18 protein-coding genes are annotated in these 15,694 nt (G+C 69.8%); 7 read left to right on the top strand and 11 right to left on the bottom strand.

Annotated elements, in window-relative coordinates; translation table 11 throughout:
• Window positions 1-31: 31 nt before the first annotated feature.
• Window positions 32-667 (bottom strand): TetR/AcrR family transcriptional regulator, encoded by a 636-nt coding sequence (locus OTB16_RS31875; RefSeq protein WP_267725203.1) that lies wholly within the window; start codon window positions 665-667, stop codon window positions 32-34.
• A 105-nt stretch (window positions 668-772) separates the two neighbouring features.
• Here OTB16_RS31875 and OTB16_RS31870 point away from each other — a divergent pair, with 105 nt between their 5' ends.
• Complete coding sequence (locus tag OTB16_RS31870; protein WP_267725202.1) at window positions 773-1,822, top strand: aldo/keto reductase; 1,050 nt, start codon at window positions 773-775, stop codon at window positions 1,820-1,822.
• Window positions 1,823-1,880: 58 nt separating this feature from the next.
• On the opposite strand, the gene OTB16_RS31865 is transcribed toward OTB16_RS31870, so the two are convergent.
• From OTB16_RS31865 to OTB16_RS31855, 3 genes are all read right to left on the bottom strand, one after another.
• On the bottom strand, window positions 1,881-2,342 hold the full coding sequence (locus OTB16_RS31865) for an SseB family protein (RefSeq protein ID WP_267725200.1): 462 nt from the start codon (window positions 2,340-2,342) through the stop codon (window positions 1,881-1,883).
• A 67-nt stretch (window positions 2,343-2,409) separates the two neighbouring features.
• Window positions 2,410-2,703, bottom strand: coding sequence for a DUF397 domain-containing protein (locus OTB16_RS31860; protein ID WP_267725198.1), 294 nt, complete (start codon window positions 2,701-2,703; stop codon window positions 2,410-2,412).
• Window positions 2,684-3,535, bottom strand: coding sequence for a helix-turn-helix domain-containing protein (locus OTB16_RS31855; RefSeq protein WP_267725196.1), 852 nt, complete (start codon window positions 3,533-3,535; stop codon window positions 2,684-2,686). Before OTB16_RS31855 ends, OTB16_RS31860 begins: the two co-directional genes overlap by 20 nt.
• Before the next feature lie 119 nt (window positions 3,536-3,654).
• Here OTB16_RS31855 and OTB16_RS31850 point away from each other — a divergent pair, with 119 nt between their 5' ends.
• The 5 genes from OTB16_RS31850 (at window position 3,655) to OTB16_RS31830 (ending at window position 8,600) form a co-directional block, all read left to right on the top strand.
• Complete coding sequence (locus OTB16_RS31850) at window positions 3,655-3,870, top strand: hypothetical protein (protein ID WP_267725194.1); 216 nt, start codon at window positions 3,655-3,657, stop codon at window positions 3,868-3,870.
• Window positions 3,867-4,235: an ATP-binding protein gene (locus tag OTB16_RS31845; protein WP_267725191.1), complete on the top strand. Its 369-nt coding sequence runs from the start codon at window positions 3,867-3,869 to the stop codon at window positions 4,233-4,235. The genes OTB16_RS31850 and OTB16_RS31845 overlap by 4 nt, the downstream gene beginning before the upstream one ends.
• Before the next feature lie 237 nt (window positions 4,236-4,472).
• The gene (locus OTB16_RS31840; protein WP_267725263.1) at window positions 4,473-6,299 is read left to right on the top strand and encodes an acyl-CoA dehydrogenase; all 1,827 of its coding nucleotides are present in this window, start codon (window positions 4,473-4,475) and stop codon (window positions 6,297-6,299) included.
• A 168-nt stretch (window positions 6,300-6,467) separates the two neighbouring features.
• Window positions 6,468-7,205, top strand: coding sequence for a hypothetical protein (locus OTB16_RS31835; RefSeq protein ID WP_267725189.1), 738 nt, complete (start codon window positions 6,468-6,470; stop codon window positions 7,203-7,205).
• Between the two features lie 102 nt (window positions 7,206-7,307).
• On the top strand, window positions 7,308-8,600 hold the full coding sequence (locus tag OTB16_RS31830; protein ID WP_267725187.1) for a M18 family aminopeptidase: 1,293 nt from the start codon (window positions 7,308-7,310) through the stop codon (window positions 8,598-8,600).
• An 87-nt stretch (window positions 8,601-8,687) separates the two neighbouring features.
• On the opposite strand, the gene OTB16_RS31825 is transcribed toward OTB16_RS31830, so the two are convergent.
• The 7 genes from OTB16_RS31825 to OTB16_RS31800 all read right to left on the bottom strand — a co-directional run bounded on the left by OTB16_RS31825 (window position 8,688) and on the right by OTB16_RS31800 (window position 14,789).
• Entirely contained in the window at window positions 8,688-10,541 is a 1,854-nt protein-coding gene (locus tag OTB16_RS31825) for an NHL domain-containing thioredoxin family protein (protein ID WP_267725185.1), read from the bottom strand.
• A gap of 66 nt (window positions 10,542-10,607) precedes the next feature.
• The gene (locus OTB16_RS39840) at window positions 10,608-10,823 is read right to left on the bottom strand and encodes a DUF7848 domain-containing protein (protein WP_438700388.1); all 216 of its coding nucleotides are present in this window, start codon (window positions 10,821-10,823) and stop codon (window positions 10,608-10,610) included.
• Window positions 10,824-10,834: 11 nt separating this feature from the next.
• Window positions 10,835-11,059: a hypothetical protein gene (locus OTB16_RS31820; protein WP_267725183.1), complete on the bottom strand. Its 225-nt coding sequence runs from the start codon at window positions 11,057-11,059 to the stop codon at window positions 10,835-10,837.
• A gap of 63 nt (window positions 11,060-11,122) precedes the next feature.
• Complete coding sequence (locus tag OTB16_RS31815; RefSeq protein ID WP_267725181.1) at window positions 11,123-11,971, bottom strand: helix-turn-helix domain-containing protein; 849 nt, start codon at window positions 11,969-11,971, stop codon at window positions 11,123-11,125.
• Between the two features lie 12 nt (window positions 11,972-11,983).
• Window positions 11,984-12,502, bottom strand: coding sequence for a DUF6879 family protein (locus OTB16_RS31810; RefSeq protein WP_324290293.1), 519 nt, complete (start codon window positions 12,500-12,502; stop codon window positions 11,984-11,986).
• A 10-nt stretch (window positions 12,503-12,512) separates the two neighbouring features.
• Window positions 12,513-12,755 (bottom strand): hypothetical protein, encoded by a 243-nt coding sequence (locus OTB16_RS31805; protein ID WP_037920596.1) that lies wholly within the window; start codon window positions 12,753-12,755, stop codon window positions 12,513-12,515.
• Window positions 12,756-13,223: 468 nt separating this feature from the next.
• Window positions 13,224-14,789 (bottom strand): recombinase family protein, encoded by a 1,566-nt coding sequence (locus tag OTB16_RS31800; protein ID WP_267725174.1) that lies wholly within the window; start codon window positions 14,787-14,789, stop codon window positions 13,224-13,226.
• 335 nt (window positions 14,790-15,124) lie between these two features.
• Between OTB16_RS31800 and OTB16_RS31795 the strand changes: the two genes are divergently transcribed.
• Window positions 15,125-15,679 carry a Uma2 family endonuclease gene (locus tag OTB16_RS31795; protein ID WP_267725172.1) on the top strand — a complete coding sequence of 185 codons (555 nt, stop codon included), beginning with the start codon at window positions 15,125-15,127 and terminating at the stop codon, window positions 15,677-15,679.
• The last annotated feature ends 15 nt before the right edge of the window (window positions 15,680-15,694 follow it).

Below are 15,694 nucleotides of genomic sequence, written 5' to 3'. Positions count from 1 at the left end.
CCCCCCATTCCCGCGTCGCCCCGAGCCCGGATCACGGCCCTCGACGGGAGCGCGGGCGTACGTACACCCCCGCGCGCGCGGCCACCGCCGCGGCCGTCGCGGCCCGGTCGGCGGCCGCCTCGTCCAGCGGGACGGCCGTGGTCAGCAAGCGGTAGTACAAGGGGGCGGACACCGCGCGGATCACCTCGTGCGGGTCGGTCCCGCGGGGCACCTCGCCACGGGCCGCCGCCTGCTCGACGCAGGGCGCCCACTCCTCGACGCGGACGGCATAGAAGCCGTGCAGAGCCTCCGCCGCCTTCGCGTCACAGGTGGCGGCCGCGATCACCGCCCTGAACAGGGCTCCCTGCCGAGGATCGGCCAGCGTCCGCCACACCAGACGGGCGTTGGCCGTCAGATCCCCGAGCAGCGAGCCGGTCTCCGTACGCGGCACGGACTGCTGCGCCATGTCCAGCAGCAAATCGGTCACGAGGCCGGTGACCGTGCCCCAGCGGCGGTAGACGGTCGTCTTCCCGACCTCCGCGCGGCGCGCGACATCGGCCAGGTCCAGGTGGGCGAAACCCTCCTCGGCCAACACGTCGCCAGCGGCCCGGAGCACGGCGGCGCGCACCCGCGCCGTGCGCCCTCCGGGCCGGGTGGCCCCCGGTCCAGCCTCGGGCTTTGCCTCCATAACGGGACTCCTGTTCCATTAATTGCCTGGAATTGCTACGCTGGGCCATCTTAACGGTGCTGCGGACCCATTAGAAGGTTCCGCGAGCGAGAGGGGAGACATCTCATGGAATACAGGCGGCTGGGTACGTCCGGACTGCAGGTACCGGCGCTGAGCTTCGGCGCAGCGACCTTCGGCGGACAGGGACCGCTCTTCGGCGCCTGGGGCACCATCGGCGTGGACGAGGCACGCCGCCTGGTGGACATCTGCCTCGACGCCGGGATCACGATGTTCGACAGCGCCGACGTCTACTCGGCCGGCGCCTCGGAGGAGGTGCTGGGAGCCGCACTCAAGGGCCGTCGCGACCAGGTGCTCATCTCCACCAAGGCCGGCCTGCCCATGGGCGACGGCCCCGCGGACGCGGGCACCTCCCGCTCCCGACTGATCACTTCCGTCGACGCCGCCCTGCGCCGCATGGACACCGACTACATCGACCTCTTCCAACTGCATGCCTTCGATGCCGGGAGCCCCGTCGAGGAGGTGCTCTCCACCCTGGACGACCTGGTCCGGGCCGGGAAGATCCGCTACCTCGGCGTCTCCAACTTCTCCGGCTGGCAGGCGATGAAGTCCCTCGCCACCGCCGAGCGCCGCGGCCGGGAGCGCTACGTAGCCCACCAGGTCTACTACTCCCTCATCGGCCGCGACTACGAATGGGAGTTGATGCCGCTCGGACTCGACCAGGGACTGGGCGCGATCGTCTGGAGCCCGCTCGGCTGGGGTCGGCTCACCGGCAAGATCCGCCGGGGCCGGCCGCTGCCCGCCGGCAGCAGGCTGCACGACACCGCCGACTACGGCCCGCCGGTGCAGGACGAGCACCTCTACCGCGTGGTCGACGCCCTGGACGAGATCGCACGGGAGACTGGCAAGGCCGTCCCGCAGATCGCCCTGCGGTGGCTGCTCCAGCGGCCGACCGTGTCCTCCGTGATCATCGGCGCCCGCAACGAGGAGCAACTGCGCCAGAACCTCGGCGCCGTGGGCTGGGAGCTCACCCCCGAGCAGATGGCGAAGCTCGACGCGGCGAGCCACCGTCAGGCTCCGTACCCCTACTTCCCGTACCAGCGCCAGGAGGGCTTCGCCCGGCTCAACCCGCCCGCGGTCCCAGGGGTGGGCTTCTGACCTCGCCGGATCGGCCGCGCGGTGCACGCCCCCTCAGCCGTATGCGCGGCCATCGCGTCTAGCCGTACATGCGGCGCATCGCGAAGTCGACCATCTGCTCGACGGCCTTCGCGTCGAAGACCATCCGGTGGTCGCCCTCCATGTCGAGGACGAAGCCGTAGCCGGTGGGCAGCAGGTCGATCACCTCGGCGCCGGTGATCACGAAGTACTTGGACTCCTTGCCGGCGTACCGGCGCAGCTCCTTGAGCGTGGTGAACATCGGGATGACCGGCTGCTGCGTGTTGTGCAGCGCCAGGAACCCGGGGGTGTCACCGCGCGGGCAGTAGATCCTTGAGGTGGCGAAGATCTGCTGGAAGTCCTCGGCGGCGAGCTGCCCGGTCGTGAAGGCGCGGACCGCGTCGGCGATCGACGGCGGCGAGGGCTCGGGGTACAGCGGCGGCTGCTGCGCGTAGCCCTGCTGGGGCGGGGGCTGCGCGTAGCCCTGCTGCTGGGCGCCCGGAGTCTGGTCGTAGCCGTACATGCGGCCCACCCTACCGAGCCCCCGCCGCCGTACCGGCCGGTACCGGCCACCCTGGTCCGGCGAGACCTCAGCCGGAGAGGCCCCCGGCCTTCAGCGCCCGTACGAAGGGCGCCCAGGCGGCGGCGGAGACGACCACGGCGGGTCCGTGGGGCCGCTTGGAGTCCCGGACGGGCACGACCCCGTCGAGGCCGTCAGCCACCTCGACGCAGTTGCCGCCGTCGCCGTTGCTGTAACTGCTCTTGCGCCAGCGCGCGGCTCCGGGGAATCCTTCCGCGACCTCGACGCAATCGCCACCGGTCCCGTTGCTGTAGCTGCTCTTGCGCCAGCAGGCGGACGTCAAGTCAATGCCGGTGCTTGCCATTTCGGTAGTCCTCTGCCGCAGCGTCGAGAAGAGTCAGAGACGCCTCCGGCGGCATGGCGGCGGCCCTCAGCAGATCGTAAGACCTGCGGTACTCCTTCACGAGGGCCGGAAAGTCGATGAGCTGCCCGCTGTGCAGACTCTCCACGTACACCACCGGTGGCGCCTCCAGGAAGGTCATGACCTTGGCCATCCCCATCATCAGGGAATGGGCAGCGGCGTTTTGCGGGACGATCTGCAGAATGGCACGGGTCCGGCGGACCATGGAGAGGATGTGCTCCAGCAGTTCGGCCATCTGCACCGGAGGGAGCACCGACCGGCGGATCACGGACTCGTCGAGGATCGCCCAGAACTCCGGCGGGTGCTCCCCATCGAAGAGCTTCGCCCGCCCCATCCGTGCGTCGACCAGGCGCTCGACCGTTTCATCGACCGCGCGAGGCATCGCGGCCCGCACGATCGCCCGTGCGTAGTCGGGCGTCTGCAGAAGACCGGGTACGAGCATCGGCGCCCATTCCTCGATCGTCTCCGCGAACGGCTCCATCTCCGCGACGTCCGCAAAATATTCGGCATGGTCGGACTGCTTCGCCTTGCGCGCGTCTTCACAGCGCCGCTCGAAAAACCCGTCCGTCCCCAGCTTCGCGTCCACGTGCCGGGCCAGGTCCAGCGGCATCCGGCGCTCGCCGCGCTCGATCTGACTCAGGAACGGGACGCCCCGAAAGCTCTCCTCCGCCAGCTGTTCCAGTGTGAGACCGGCGGCCTCCCGTTTGTAGCGGAGCTCCGCGCCGTAGAACGACGGAACGTTCGCCGACGCGTCAGGGTCCTTACGAGCAGGCACAACCCACCACCGTCATTTGCCACTTGTCCAGCGCAACTGGGAACCCTTCCCACGGTACGCACCGCGACGCCACCCTGTGAGGAGTTCGTCACACTCAGCCACAGGAACGGAACGCCCCCATGAGCAACCCCACCGGCGACCGCGTAGCGATCGCGGCCCTCACCGAGCTCCGCGGCGCGCTCGCCGCGCACGGGATCACCCTGCCCTCCCTCGACCTGCATCTGCCGTCCTACGCGGGGAGCCACCCCACCCCGCCGCTGATCGCCCTCGGCAGCTGCAACCCGGCCACCGCGCTCCGGATCGCCTCCGTGCTGAACCGGGCTCCCGGACGGTGAGGCCGTTCCACGCCTCCGCGCTCGCGCTGCCGCAGGAGCTGGCCGGGCTGCGGCGGGCCGTGCGGGAGCACGTCGGCGGGCCCTGCGACGACCTCCAGCTGTGCGTCAGCGAGCTGGTCGGCAACGTCGTCCTGCACGTCGGCGAGGGCACCCCCGTGACCCTCGCCGTCACCCGCACGGCCCAGGGCCGCACCCGCCTGGAGGTCGGCGACCCCGACCCCCGGCTGTGGCCCGTCCTGCGCCGGGCCCTGGACGGCGACGAGGGCGGCCGAGGCCTGGCCGTGGTCGGCGCCGTCGCCGCCCGCTGGGGCGTGCGGCCCGCCCCGGCCGGCAAGACCGTGTGGGCCGAGCTGCACCACCCGTAAGGCGGCGCGCGGCGTCGGCGGGGGCCTCGTACCGGTCCTGCGCGCCCAGCCGCCAGAAGTTCGTACGCAGTCCCCTTCCAGGGCCTGGACTTCCGGCGGCGGCGCGGTTCTCCTGGCTTGATGCTGGTCACAGTCAGCGGGTAAGGGTTGTTCTTATTACCGGTGGGTAGCATGATGAGGTTACCGATTGGTATGTACGAGGAACCCGTCTCACCGAGCCTTAACGGAGCCGTCGCCATGGGGCACTACAAGTCGAATCTCCGCGACATCGAGTTCAACCTCTTCGAGGTGCTCGGCCGCGACAAGCTGTACGGCACCGGCCCGTTCGGCGAGATGGACACCGACACCGCCAAGACCATCCTCAGCGAGATGACCAAGCTCTCCGAGAACGAGCTGGCCGCCTCCTTCGAGGACGCCGACCGCAACCCGCCGGTCTTCGACCCGGCCACGAACACCGCGCCCGTCCCGGCGTCCTTCAAGAAGAGCTACAAGGCCTTCATGGACTCCGAGTACTGGCGCCTGGGCCTGCCCGAGGAGATCGGCGGCACCACCTCGCCCCGCTCCCTGATCTGGGCGTTCGCCGAGACGATCCTCGGCGCGAACCCGGCCGTGTGGATGTACTCCTCCGGCCCGGCCTTCGCCGGCATCCTCTACGAAGAGGGCAACGAGGCGCAGAAGAAGGTCGCCGAGATCGCCGTCGAGAAGCGCTGGGGCTCCACCATGGTCCTCACCGAGCCGGACGCCGGCTCGGACGTCGGCGCCGGCCGCACCAAGGCGGTCGAGCAGGCGGACGGCTCCTGGCACATCGAGGGCGTCAAGCGCTTCATCACCTCGGGCGAGCACGACATGGAGGAGAACATCCTCCACTACGTCCTCGCGCGCCCCGAGGGCCACGGCCCCGGCACCAAGGGCCTGTCCCTCTTCCTCGTCCCGAAGTTCCACTTCGACTGGGAGACCGGCGAGCTGGGCGAGCGCAACGGCGTCTACGCCACGAACGTCGAGCACAAGATGGGCCTCAAGGCCTCCAACACGTGCGAGATGACCTTCGGCGACCAGCACCCCGCCAAGGGCTGGCTGATCGGTGACAAGCACGACGGCATCCGCCAGATGTTCATGATCATCGAGTTCGCCCGGATGATGGTCGGCACGAAGGCCATCGCCACCCTCTCCACCGGCTACCTCAGCGCGCTGGAGTACGCCAAGGAGCGCGTGCAGGGTCCGGACCTGGCCAACTTCATGGACAAGACCGCGCCCAAGGTCACCATCACGCACCACCCCGACGTGCGCCGCTCGCTCATGACGCAGAAGGCGTACGCCGAGGGCATGCGCGCCCTCGTGCTCTACACCGCCTCCGTCCAGGACGAGATCCAGCTCAAGCAGGCCAACGGCGAGGACGCCTCCGCCGAGATCGGCCTCAACGACCTGCTCCTGCCGATCGTGAAGGGCTACGGCTCGGAGAAGTCCTACGAGCAGCTCGCCCAGTCCCTGCAGACCTTCGGCGGCTCCGGCTACCTGCAGGAGTACCCGATCGAGCAGTACATCCGCGACGCCAAGATCGACACGCTCTACGAGGGCACCACGGCCATCCAGGGCCAGGACTTCTTCTTCCGGAAGATCGTCCGCGACCAGGGCGCCTCCCTGAACGTCCTCTCCGAGACGATCAAGAAGTTCCTGGCCGAGGCCGTCGGCGGCGAAGAGCTGGCCGGCGCCCGCGACGCGCTCGCCCAGGCCGCCGTCGACCTGGAGGCCATCGTCGGCGCGATGATCGTCGACCTCACCGCCACCGGTGAGGACGTCAAGAACATCTACAAGGTCGGCCAGAACACCACCCGCCTGCTGATGGCCTCCGGCGACGTCGTCGTCGGATACCTGCTGCTCAAGGGCGCGGCCGTGGCCGCCGAGAAGCTCCCCACGGCCTCCGCCAAGGACGTGCCGTTCTACACCGGCAAGATCGCCGCCGCGAAGTTCTTCGCCGCGCAGGTCCTGCCGGGCGTCTCGGTCCAGCGCCGGCTGGCCGAGGTCGTCGACAACTCCCTCATGGAGCTCGACGAGGCCGCCTTCTAGACAGCCCCACACGTACGCGGTGTACGCACAGCGGCCGGGTCCCCTCACCAGGGGCCCGGCCGCTGGTGTACTCCCGGACACCGGCCCGCGGGGCGGCGACACGCACGGCACCGGCTCCCGGAGCACCGGCTTTCCCCGTTGTCGGTCGTTCATGGGACGCTCGTAGACATGAGTCCACAGGATCAGCACGGCAGCAGGGGGTACTCCGTCCCCACCGGGCGGCCGTACGCCCTCAAGGAGCTGCAGGCGAGCCTGGGCAGCCTCGGCGACCACCTGCGCGAGCTGTACGACGGCGCGCACCCCGCCGAGTACGACGGGATCGCCGACGCCCTGTACGTGGCCTTCCAGACCGCCGGCGGCCTGGCACCCGCCAAGAGCTACACCGGCTGCTCCGAGCACCCCAACGGCGCCCTCGACCCCGAGGCCCCCGACGGATGGGGCCGCTGCCTCATCTGCAACGACCGGCGGCGCCTCGGGCTGCGCGGCCGCGGCGGCCGCGCAGGCGCCCCGACACCGCCCGCCGGGGAACAGCGCCGCCTGGGCTACCCCGTGCCGGACCCCCCGTACACCCTCACGGTGCTGCGCACCTGCCTGCGCACCGTCGAGGACCAGCGCTTCCACCTGAGCCTCTCCTCCCCGGCCGAGGACTTCGTCCGCATCGCCGACGACCTGCACCGCGCCTTCATCGTCGCCCGCGAACTGTCCCGGCCCCGCAACGCCTCGGGCTGCTCCGAGCACCCCGGGGCCCCCATCGACCCCGACGCGCCGCCCGGCGAGGCCTGTATCTTCTGCGCCGGACGCAAGAGACGCGCGCAGCGCTCCGCGCAGACCCCGGAGATGCTCCCGCGCATCCGCCGGGGCGAGCGCAGGCAACTGCAGCGCAGATTCGAGCGCCCGCCGGGCTGAGAACCGAAGGGACCGCAGATCACACACCCCGCGGCCCCCGACCTCTCGGCTATCAGCCGCAGTCCGGCCATGGCGAACACGACCGTCGTTAAGGTGAACCACATGAGCTCTCCCGCCCGCTTCGACCGCGGCCACACCGACGATCTGATGACCTTTTTGACGGCCAGTCCGTCGCCGTACCACGCCGTGGCCAACTCGGCCGAGCGGCTGGAAAAGGCAGGCTTCAGGCAGTTGTCGGAAACGGACGCCTGGGACGCGAGCACCGGGGGCAAGTTCGTGCTCCGCGGCGGCGCGCTCATCGCCTGGTACGTCCCGGAAGGCGCGGCCGCGCACACCCCGTTCCGGATCGTCGGCGCGCACACCGACTCCCCCAACCTGCGGGTCAAGCCGCTGCCGGACACCGGCTCGCAGGGCTGGCGGCAGATCGCCGTCGAGATCTACGGCGGCACGCTGCTCAACACCTGGCTGGACCGGGACCTGGGCCTGGCCGGCCGGCTGACCCTGCGGGACGGAACCGAGCGCCTGGTGAACGTGGACCGCGCGCTGCTGCGCGTCCCCCAGCTCGCCGTGCACCTGGACCGGTCGGTGAACACCGACGGCCTGAAGCTGGACAAGCAGCGGCACATGCAGCCGATCTGGGGCCTGGGAGAGGTCCAGGAGGGCGACCTCATCGCCTTCCTGGAGGAGGAAGAGGGCCTGCCGCAGGGCTCGGTGGCCGGCTGGGACCTGATGGTCCACTCGATCGAGCCGCCCTCCTACCTCGGCCGCGACCGCGAGCTGCTGGCCGGCCCCCGCATGGACAACCTGCTGTCGGTCCACGCGGGCGTCGCCGCGCTGGCCGCCGTCTCCACCTCGGAGGCGCTCGACCACATCCCGGTGCTGGCCGCCTTCGACCACGAGGAGAACGGCTCGCAGTCGGACACGGGCGCCGACGGCCCCCTGCTGGGGAACGTGCTGGAACGTTCCGTCTTCTCCCGCGGCGGCACCTACGAGGACCGCGCCCGGGCGCTCGCCGGCACCATCTGTCTCTCCTCGGACACCGGGCACGCCGTGCACCCCAACTACGCGGAGCGGCACGACCCGTCGCACCACCCGCGCGCCAACGGCGGCCCGATCCTCAAGGTCAACGTCAACCAGCGCTATGCGACGGACGGCAGCGGGCGCGCGGTGTTCGCGAGCGCCTGCGAGCGGGCCGGCGTGCCGTGGCAGGCGTTCGTCTCCAACAACTCCATGCCGTGCGGCACGACGATCGGCCCGATCACGGCCGCCCGGCACGGCATCCAGACGGTGGACATCGGCGTCGCGATCCTCTCGATGCACAGCGCCCGCGAACTGTGCGGCGCGGACGACCCGTTCCTCCTGGCGAACGCCCTGGTGGCCTTCCTGGAGGGCTGAGGTCCCCCGCCCCCCTCACGTATGACGCAACCCCGCCCCGGATGCCGCGTCCGGGGCGGGGTTGCGTCGTACGGGCCGTCGATCCGCCTACGCGTCGTCGTCCATGCCGGCCAGGACGAGCGGGAGACGGGCCGCCCCGCCGGGGGCGACCGTCACCGGGACGCCCCAGTCCTGCTGGTGGACGTGGCAGGCCGGGTACTCGTTGGCCGGGTCGTCGTCGCAGGAAGCCGCCATCGCGGACACGTGCAGGACGCCTTCGGTGACCTCCGGGTTCAGCTCCAGCTCCCGGAACAGGTCCGTCCCGGCCCCCTCGCCGCCCGCCAGCAGCGCGGGCGGGGTCGAGGAGACCAGCAGGCGGGTGGACGGCCCGTAGCGGGTGTCGAGCTTCTGCCCGGCCGGGGCCTGGAAGACCACGTCGAGGCGGAGCGTGCCGGGGGCCACCTCGGTCGCGGCCCGCTGCGTGCGGTGGGCGACGGCGTCGACCCGTACGGCCTCCTCCGGGAGCCGCAGCCGGGTCAGCCGGTGCCGGGCCGACTCGACGACGACGATGTCCCCGCCGACGAGGACGGCGTCGCTCGGCTCGCGCAGATCGGTCGCCAGGGTGGTGACCTCGCCGGTGGCGGGGTCGTAGCGGCGCAGCGCGTGGTTGTACGTGTCGCAGACCGCGACGGATCCGTCGGGCAGGGCGGTCACACCGAGCGGGTGCTGGAGCAGCGCCTGGGCGGCGTCGCCGTCCCGGTGCCCGAAGTCGAACAGTCCGGTGCCGACGGCGGTGGTGACGGCGTAGCCGCCGCCGTCGCCGTCGGCGGGGTGGACGTACCGCAGGGCGCTGGTCTCGGAGTCGGCGATCCACAGCCGGTCCCCGGCGGCGGCCAGCCCGGACGGCTGGGCGAACCAGGCCTCGGCGGCGGGACCGTCGTGCAGGCCCTCGTTGGTCGTACCGGCCGCGACCGCGACCGTGCCGGTCTCCGGGTCCCAGGTCCACAGCTGGTGGACGCCGGCCATGGCGATCCACACCCGGCCCCGCCACCAGGCGACGTCCCACGGCGAGGACAGGTCCACGTCCAGGGCCGGCCCGGAGGTCGGCGAACCCTGCCACCACTGGCGTCCGGTCCCGGCGACGGTCTCCACGGCCCCCGTGGCGGGGTCGAAGCGGCGCAGCGCGTGGTTGACGGTGTCGGCGACGACGACGGTCCCGTCGGGCAGCAGCGCCAGCCCCTGCGGCTCGCTGAAGGCGTCGGGCCCGAACCCGCGCTCGCCGCTGCCGACGCGCCGTACGACGCGCTCCCCGTCGGCGGCCAGCTCGACCAGCTGGTGCCGGGTCGAGTCGGACACCAGGAAGTTCCCGGAGGGCAGCAGCAGCGCCTTCCCGGGGAACCGCAGGTCGCTCGCCACCGGCTCGGGCGCCACGTACGGCCCGTCCCCGCGCCGCAGCGTCCCCTTGGCCCCGTGCTCGGCCTCCAGCTCCTCGACGAGCCGCGCGATGGCGTGCGCGTGGCCCTCGCCGGCGTGCTGGGCGACGACGTACCCCTCGGGGTCGATCACGACGAGCGTGGGCCAGGCCCGCACGGCGTACTGCTTCCAGGTGGCCAGCTCGGGGTCGTCCAGCACGGGGTGGTGCACCTCGTACCGCTCGACGGCGTCGACGACGGCGGCGTGCTCGGCCTCGTGCACGAACTTCGGCGAGTGCACGCCGATGATCACGACGGTGTCGCGGTGCTTCTCCTCCAGCTCGCGGAGCTCGTCGAGGACGTGGAGGCAGTTAATGCAGCAGAATGTCCAAAAATCGAGGATCAATGTGCGACCTCGGAAGTCGGCGAGCCTCAGGTCCTTCCCGCCGGTATTGATCCAGCCCCCCTTACCGATCAGCTCGGGGGCACGGACACGGGCACGCTTGCGGGGTGCGGGCGCGGGGGTGGGCGCCGGGGCAGCATCGTTCATGTTTCAAGCTTGCCAGGGGCCCATGAACACCGGATCACGGCCGTACGACGCCATTGTCCCGCGCAGCTATGGGATCCGCTCCACCACGGCGACCTCCGAGAATTCCCGGAGGTAGGTCATATGCCCGGTCCGGCCAGTGTGCTGTATGCACATGTCGGTGCACACGTCCGCGTTCCCGGTCGGTTCGGAGGTCCATCGGCAGTCCGGGTTCAGGCACCGCGCGGTTGCCGTGGTCTCGGCCGATGGGTGGCGGCGCATGACGTAGCTCACGTACCGCAGCACGGCTTTCACGCTCACGTCGACTCCCCGGGGTGCGGGTGGTTCCGGAGCTCCACGTTGCAGTCGCTGACCACGGAGCCGTCGCCTTCGAGGCGGGCCTCTCGCCGCTGCGCGGCCAGGGCGGCGCAGACTCCGCAGCCGTCCGCCGGTACGGGCTCCGGATCTGTTCGCAGCGGCAGCTCTACCGGGGGCTGCGCATAGGTGATGGGCTTCACGGCCCGATCTCGTGTCGTCCGCATGGTGACCACGCTAGGAATGCCGAGGTCGCACTTCCCATGAGATTGCATGAGGTTGCACGGCCATCACCGCAGGGTCTGAATGACGCTCGTGACAAGCGCTCGGGCCTTCGCCCCGTAGACCGCCATGTCGGCCAGCTCCCTGAACGTGTCCGCGTACGCGGCAACCTCACTGGGCTGGGTCAGCGTGAGGTAGCCCGAGACCAACTCGACGTTGACCTGTGCTGCGTCGAAAATCCAAAACCCCTCCACCGGCATCCGCGATCGCTCAGTACGCGTGGGGACCACCCCCAGACTGACGCTGGGCAGAGAGCCGACCGTGAGGAGGTGGCGGAGCTGTTCCTCCTGTACCTCCGCCCCGCCGAGCCCGTTCCGCAAGACCGATTCCTCAACCAGGAACGCGAACCGCCGATCACCTTCGTAGAGCACGCGCTGACGCTCCATGCGGACGGCGACCGCATCGGCAACGTCGTCCACTTCGACCCGTCTGCGCTGGACCGCGCGCAAAACGGCTTCCGTGTAGCCGTAGGTCTGGATCAGGCCCGGAACGAACCACGAGGAGTAGGCGCGGAACCGGCGGGTTCGCTCGAAGAGCGGGAGACGGGCTTCCTGGGCCCGCTTGAGCCCACCGCGCTCCATGCGCCGCCACCCGACCCACATGCCTTCGGCGGTACGCAGCGAGGCCAACAGGTCTTCCGTCTGATCTTCCGAGCCACACGCCCGGCACCACGCCCGGATGTCGTCAGCGGACGGGGGCGTGCGCGCGTTCATGATCCGCGACGACTTGGACGGGTGCCAGGAGCACAGACGGGCGATGTCCCGTCCGGTGAGGCCGGCATCCCGGCACAGCTCAGCGAGTCGGTTCGCCAGAGCCTGCCGGGCCTGCTGTGCGCTTGATGAGGGTGAGACGGCCATGGTGGTGACAGCTCAGCGCGGTCGGTACTCCTCGTGCGGTACGGCCCGTTGCCAGGCTGCTTCGAAGGCGATGGCGCACAGCTTCACCCGCTCGGGCTCGTCCGTGTACTCCCGCCCGTCCTGGTCGAGCTGCCCGTTCCCGGTGAAGTGGTGGAACAGCGCTTGCCCACCGTCGAACAGCCAGAAGTCAGTACCCGGCAAGGCCAAGTCCGTGGTCTGCCGCCGTGGCAGCCACCGGACCAGTTCACCCGCCGCGATGTTCGTGAAGGTGCAGTCGTACTCGTACCGCACGTAGTCGCTGATCGGCTCCGACACGATCCGAAGCCGCCGGACCACGACCCCTCGGGCCGTCGCTTCGCTTACCGCGTCGTGCCAGCCGCCCCACCAAGAAGACCGGTCAGCGGGGTCGAGGCGCTTTCCCTGCTGCCACGCGATGAACTCGGGGTCATCGAGCACGTAGCTGTCACGCAACTCAAGGTGCACCGCCGAGTGCTGTGCTCGTGCCAGTGCATGACGTGCGGGTGGCTGCACGGCCTGCCTCTCAGTTGTCGTCCGGGCGCGGGATGTACTTCAGCATCACCGCGGGCAGCCGGATGATCGTCTCGTGGTCCGGAACGTCCGTGGAGTGGCCCGGGATCGAACCGATCTCCTGGCACGCCTTCACCTCGTCCTCGGTCGCCTTGTAAGACTGAATCAGAAGGTCGCCGGTCTCCTCGTGGAGCCAGATCGTCGGAGACTCGTCAGTCGGCGTGTTCGGGATGATGCCGAGGAACTTTAGGGTCACGGTCGCTCCCGCCGTCGAGTGGGTTGCACCAGCGTGCACGAGCCTCACCCCTGCGGCTGAGCCGCGCAAGAGGGCCTTCAGACAAGGCGATTGGGGTGCCAGCGAAGGCACAAGAGCCCCCGCGCTCGCCGCCCCGATCAGGGGTGACGAGTGCGGAGGCTCGTGGTGTTGCCCTGCCCTCCGGACGGCATCATGGGGCGTTCGGCGGGCTTTACAGGGCGCTAACTCTGTCGCTCTCGCGCGTTCGGCGGTCGATATCCGCTGGTCAGGGCGATGATGGGCCCGAAAAACGGCGTCGCACCCAGCGTGCGTGTTCCGAGCTGGGGCCGGGGTCGGGATGGTGACCACAGCGCAACTTCGCGCCGACCCTCCGATGGCCCCAGTGACGAAGTGACGGAATGACGTTTTGTTCTCTTCCATCTACAGAGACTCAGAACACCTCTATAAAGAGGTAATGGGCTTCGACCGTCATTCCGTCACTTCGTCACCCGTTGACTCCGCCCCAGCACCGCCTCTGGTCGCCCAGACGATCCGGCAGCGCTCGTCACCGTTGAACCTCACGCCCACCCTCCCTCGCTGGACTTCCACGCGATCGATTGCGAGGCCAAGGCGTTCACGCCTTCCGGCCGCATCGTCGGCTTCCCAAGCTTCACGTAGCAGGCCGGCGTCCAGGAGCGGAGAAATATCCACGGAAGGGGTAGGCATCCGCAGTAGGTCTGCGCGCAACCCCTCGATCCGGGTACGAAGTCGTCCTGCGAGACGGTTGTACCGGTCGATCGCGTCTGCGCCGGTGAACTCGCCACGGACGTACCTGGCCTCCTCCAGGTCCGCCAGACGGGCTCCCTCGTCCACGATCTCCGCCTCGATCGCGTCCCGCTTCGCGAATACCTCCGGGTCCTCCCTCTGCACCCACCGATCGGCGATCACGGCGAGCAGCGGGTCCTGGGGCCCCAGGGACGGCAGGCGTGACAGGAACGCCCGGGTCACGTAGTCGTCGATGCTCTCCACCCGGGCGGAGACGCCGGAGCATCCTCGCCCCATCCGGTGGCTGGAGCACTGATACGACGTGCCGGCCTTGCTCATCCGGGCGCCGCAGAGCCCACAGCGCGCTATGCCGGTGAGCAGTGACTTGCCCTGCTTGTGGCCATGCCGCTTTCCCGCCAGAGGAAACGTCCGCGCTTCGAGCTGGCGGAGGATGAGTTCGCGCTCCCCGACCGTGATGATCCCCTCGCCGATACCCACGGTTTCGAGCGTCTCCGGGTCTCGGTAAGGGGAGACCCGGTTCATATACTTGCGTGTCCCGTCCGGCTGCTCCTCGTACTCGGTCTGCGGCATGAGACCGGCGAAGGCCGGTGAGCGAAGAAGTTGCATGACGCTGGACGAGTTCCACTCGCCTCCACGGGCGGACTCCACCCCGTGCTCGTTCAGCAACCGGGCGATGTGGACGAGGGCCTTCCCGGACAGCGCCTCATCGGCGATCAGGCGGGCGTAGACGGCGGTCTCGGGGTCGTGGATGAGCTTCTTCGCCTCAGGGTCCACCAGTAGCCCGTAAGGCGGCTGTCCGCCGATCCACTGGCCCCGCTGGCGTAGGTACCGCTTGGCGTTGCCGACGCGCATCCCGAGGTTGCGGGACTCGTTGCGCGCCAGTTCCGCCAGCATCGCGATGGTGACCCGGGCGCTGTCGTTCTTCGTGTCGAGGCCGTCCATGACGGAGACCAGCCGTCCGTCGACCCGGCCTATGTCGTCCAGAGCCTTGCCGACCTCGCCGATGCCCTTGCGGGACAGGCGGTCGAGCTTCCAGACGATCAGAACCCCCACGACGCCGGCCGTGGCTGCTGTGATCGCCGCATCGAACCCCTTGCGGCTGACGTTCTTGTAACCGGAACGTCCACGGTCGATGTGGACCTTGCGGACGGCCAGTCCGTTGCGCTCCGCCCACGCGCGGCAGTCGGCTTCCTGGCGGTCGATCGCAGTCTTGCCCTCCCGGTCCAGGGACAGGCGCAAGTACAGATCAGCTGTGGTGTGTTGGTGCACATCCTCACGCTAGCGAGGAGTGCGCACATTGGTTCAGGAAATCCAGAAATCTACAACACCGCACTTACCTCGCAGATCGGCGAGGGTGAGCTCTTGGCCTCCGGTGTTGAGCCAGCCGCCCTTGCCGATCAACTCAGGGGCACGGACACGGGCACGGCGGGGTGCGGGCGCGGGGGTGGGCGCCGGGACGGCATCGTTCATCCTTCAAGCTTGCCATCCGGGTATGAACACCGGATCACGCGCGTACGGCGACGCCGACTCCACCCGCAGGGGTGACGACGCGCGGCAACGCCCCGTGCGAGCCTGGCGGCAGGCAGCCGAGGAGGGAGCGGACCATGACCGCCGCGCACGACTACAGCGAGGGCATTGATCCCGAGCGTGCCCTGAAGTACGTCATCCAGCACTTCCTCGGGGATCGGACCGAGATCGTTGAGGGAGTCATCTCTCACGTGACGCCGAGTTGGGACCACGAGAACGCGGCCGAGGAGATCCGTGACCAGATCAGGCCGCGCGTCAAGGAGCTGGACTGCGTCACCGGGTCGGGCAACCTCGATCTGCCCGATTCGCCGAACTGGTACGTCCCGGACCTCGCCGTGGCGCCGAAGGAACTGGCCAAGGGAGGCGGGGCACTGGTCCCCGACCAGACCCTGCTCATCGTCGAGATCACCTCCCGGTCCAACGCCGAGACCGACCGCGTCGTCAAGCGAAAGCGGTACGCCGCGTACGGGGCCCCGTTGTACCTCCTGGTCGACCGGACGGACAAGACCGTCACGCTGTTCGCCGGCCCCGGGCGGCTCGGGTACACCAAGGTCGACGGGCCGCACCCGTTCGGGACGGCCGTACGGCTGCCCGAGCCGTTCGGGATCGAGCTGGACACCAGCGGGCTCTAGGCGCCCCACCGGCCG

Source organism: Streptomyces antarcticus (assembly GCF_026627255.1).
In the GTDB taxonomy this organism is placed as follows: domain Bacteria; phylum Actinomycetota; class Actinomycetes; order Streptomycetales; family Streptomycetaceae; genus Streptomyces; species Streptomyces antarcticus.
Note: the sequence above shows the minus strand (reverse complement) of the source record. Positions and strands in the feature narration are given on the sequence as shown.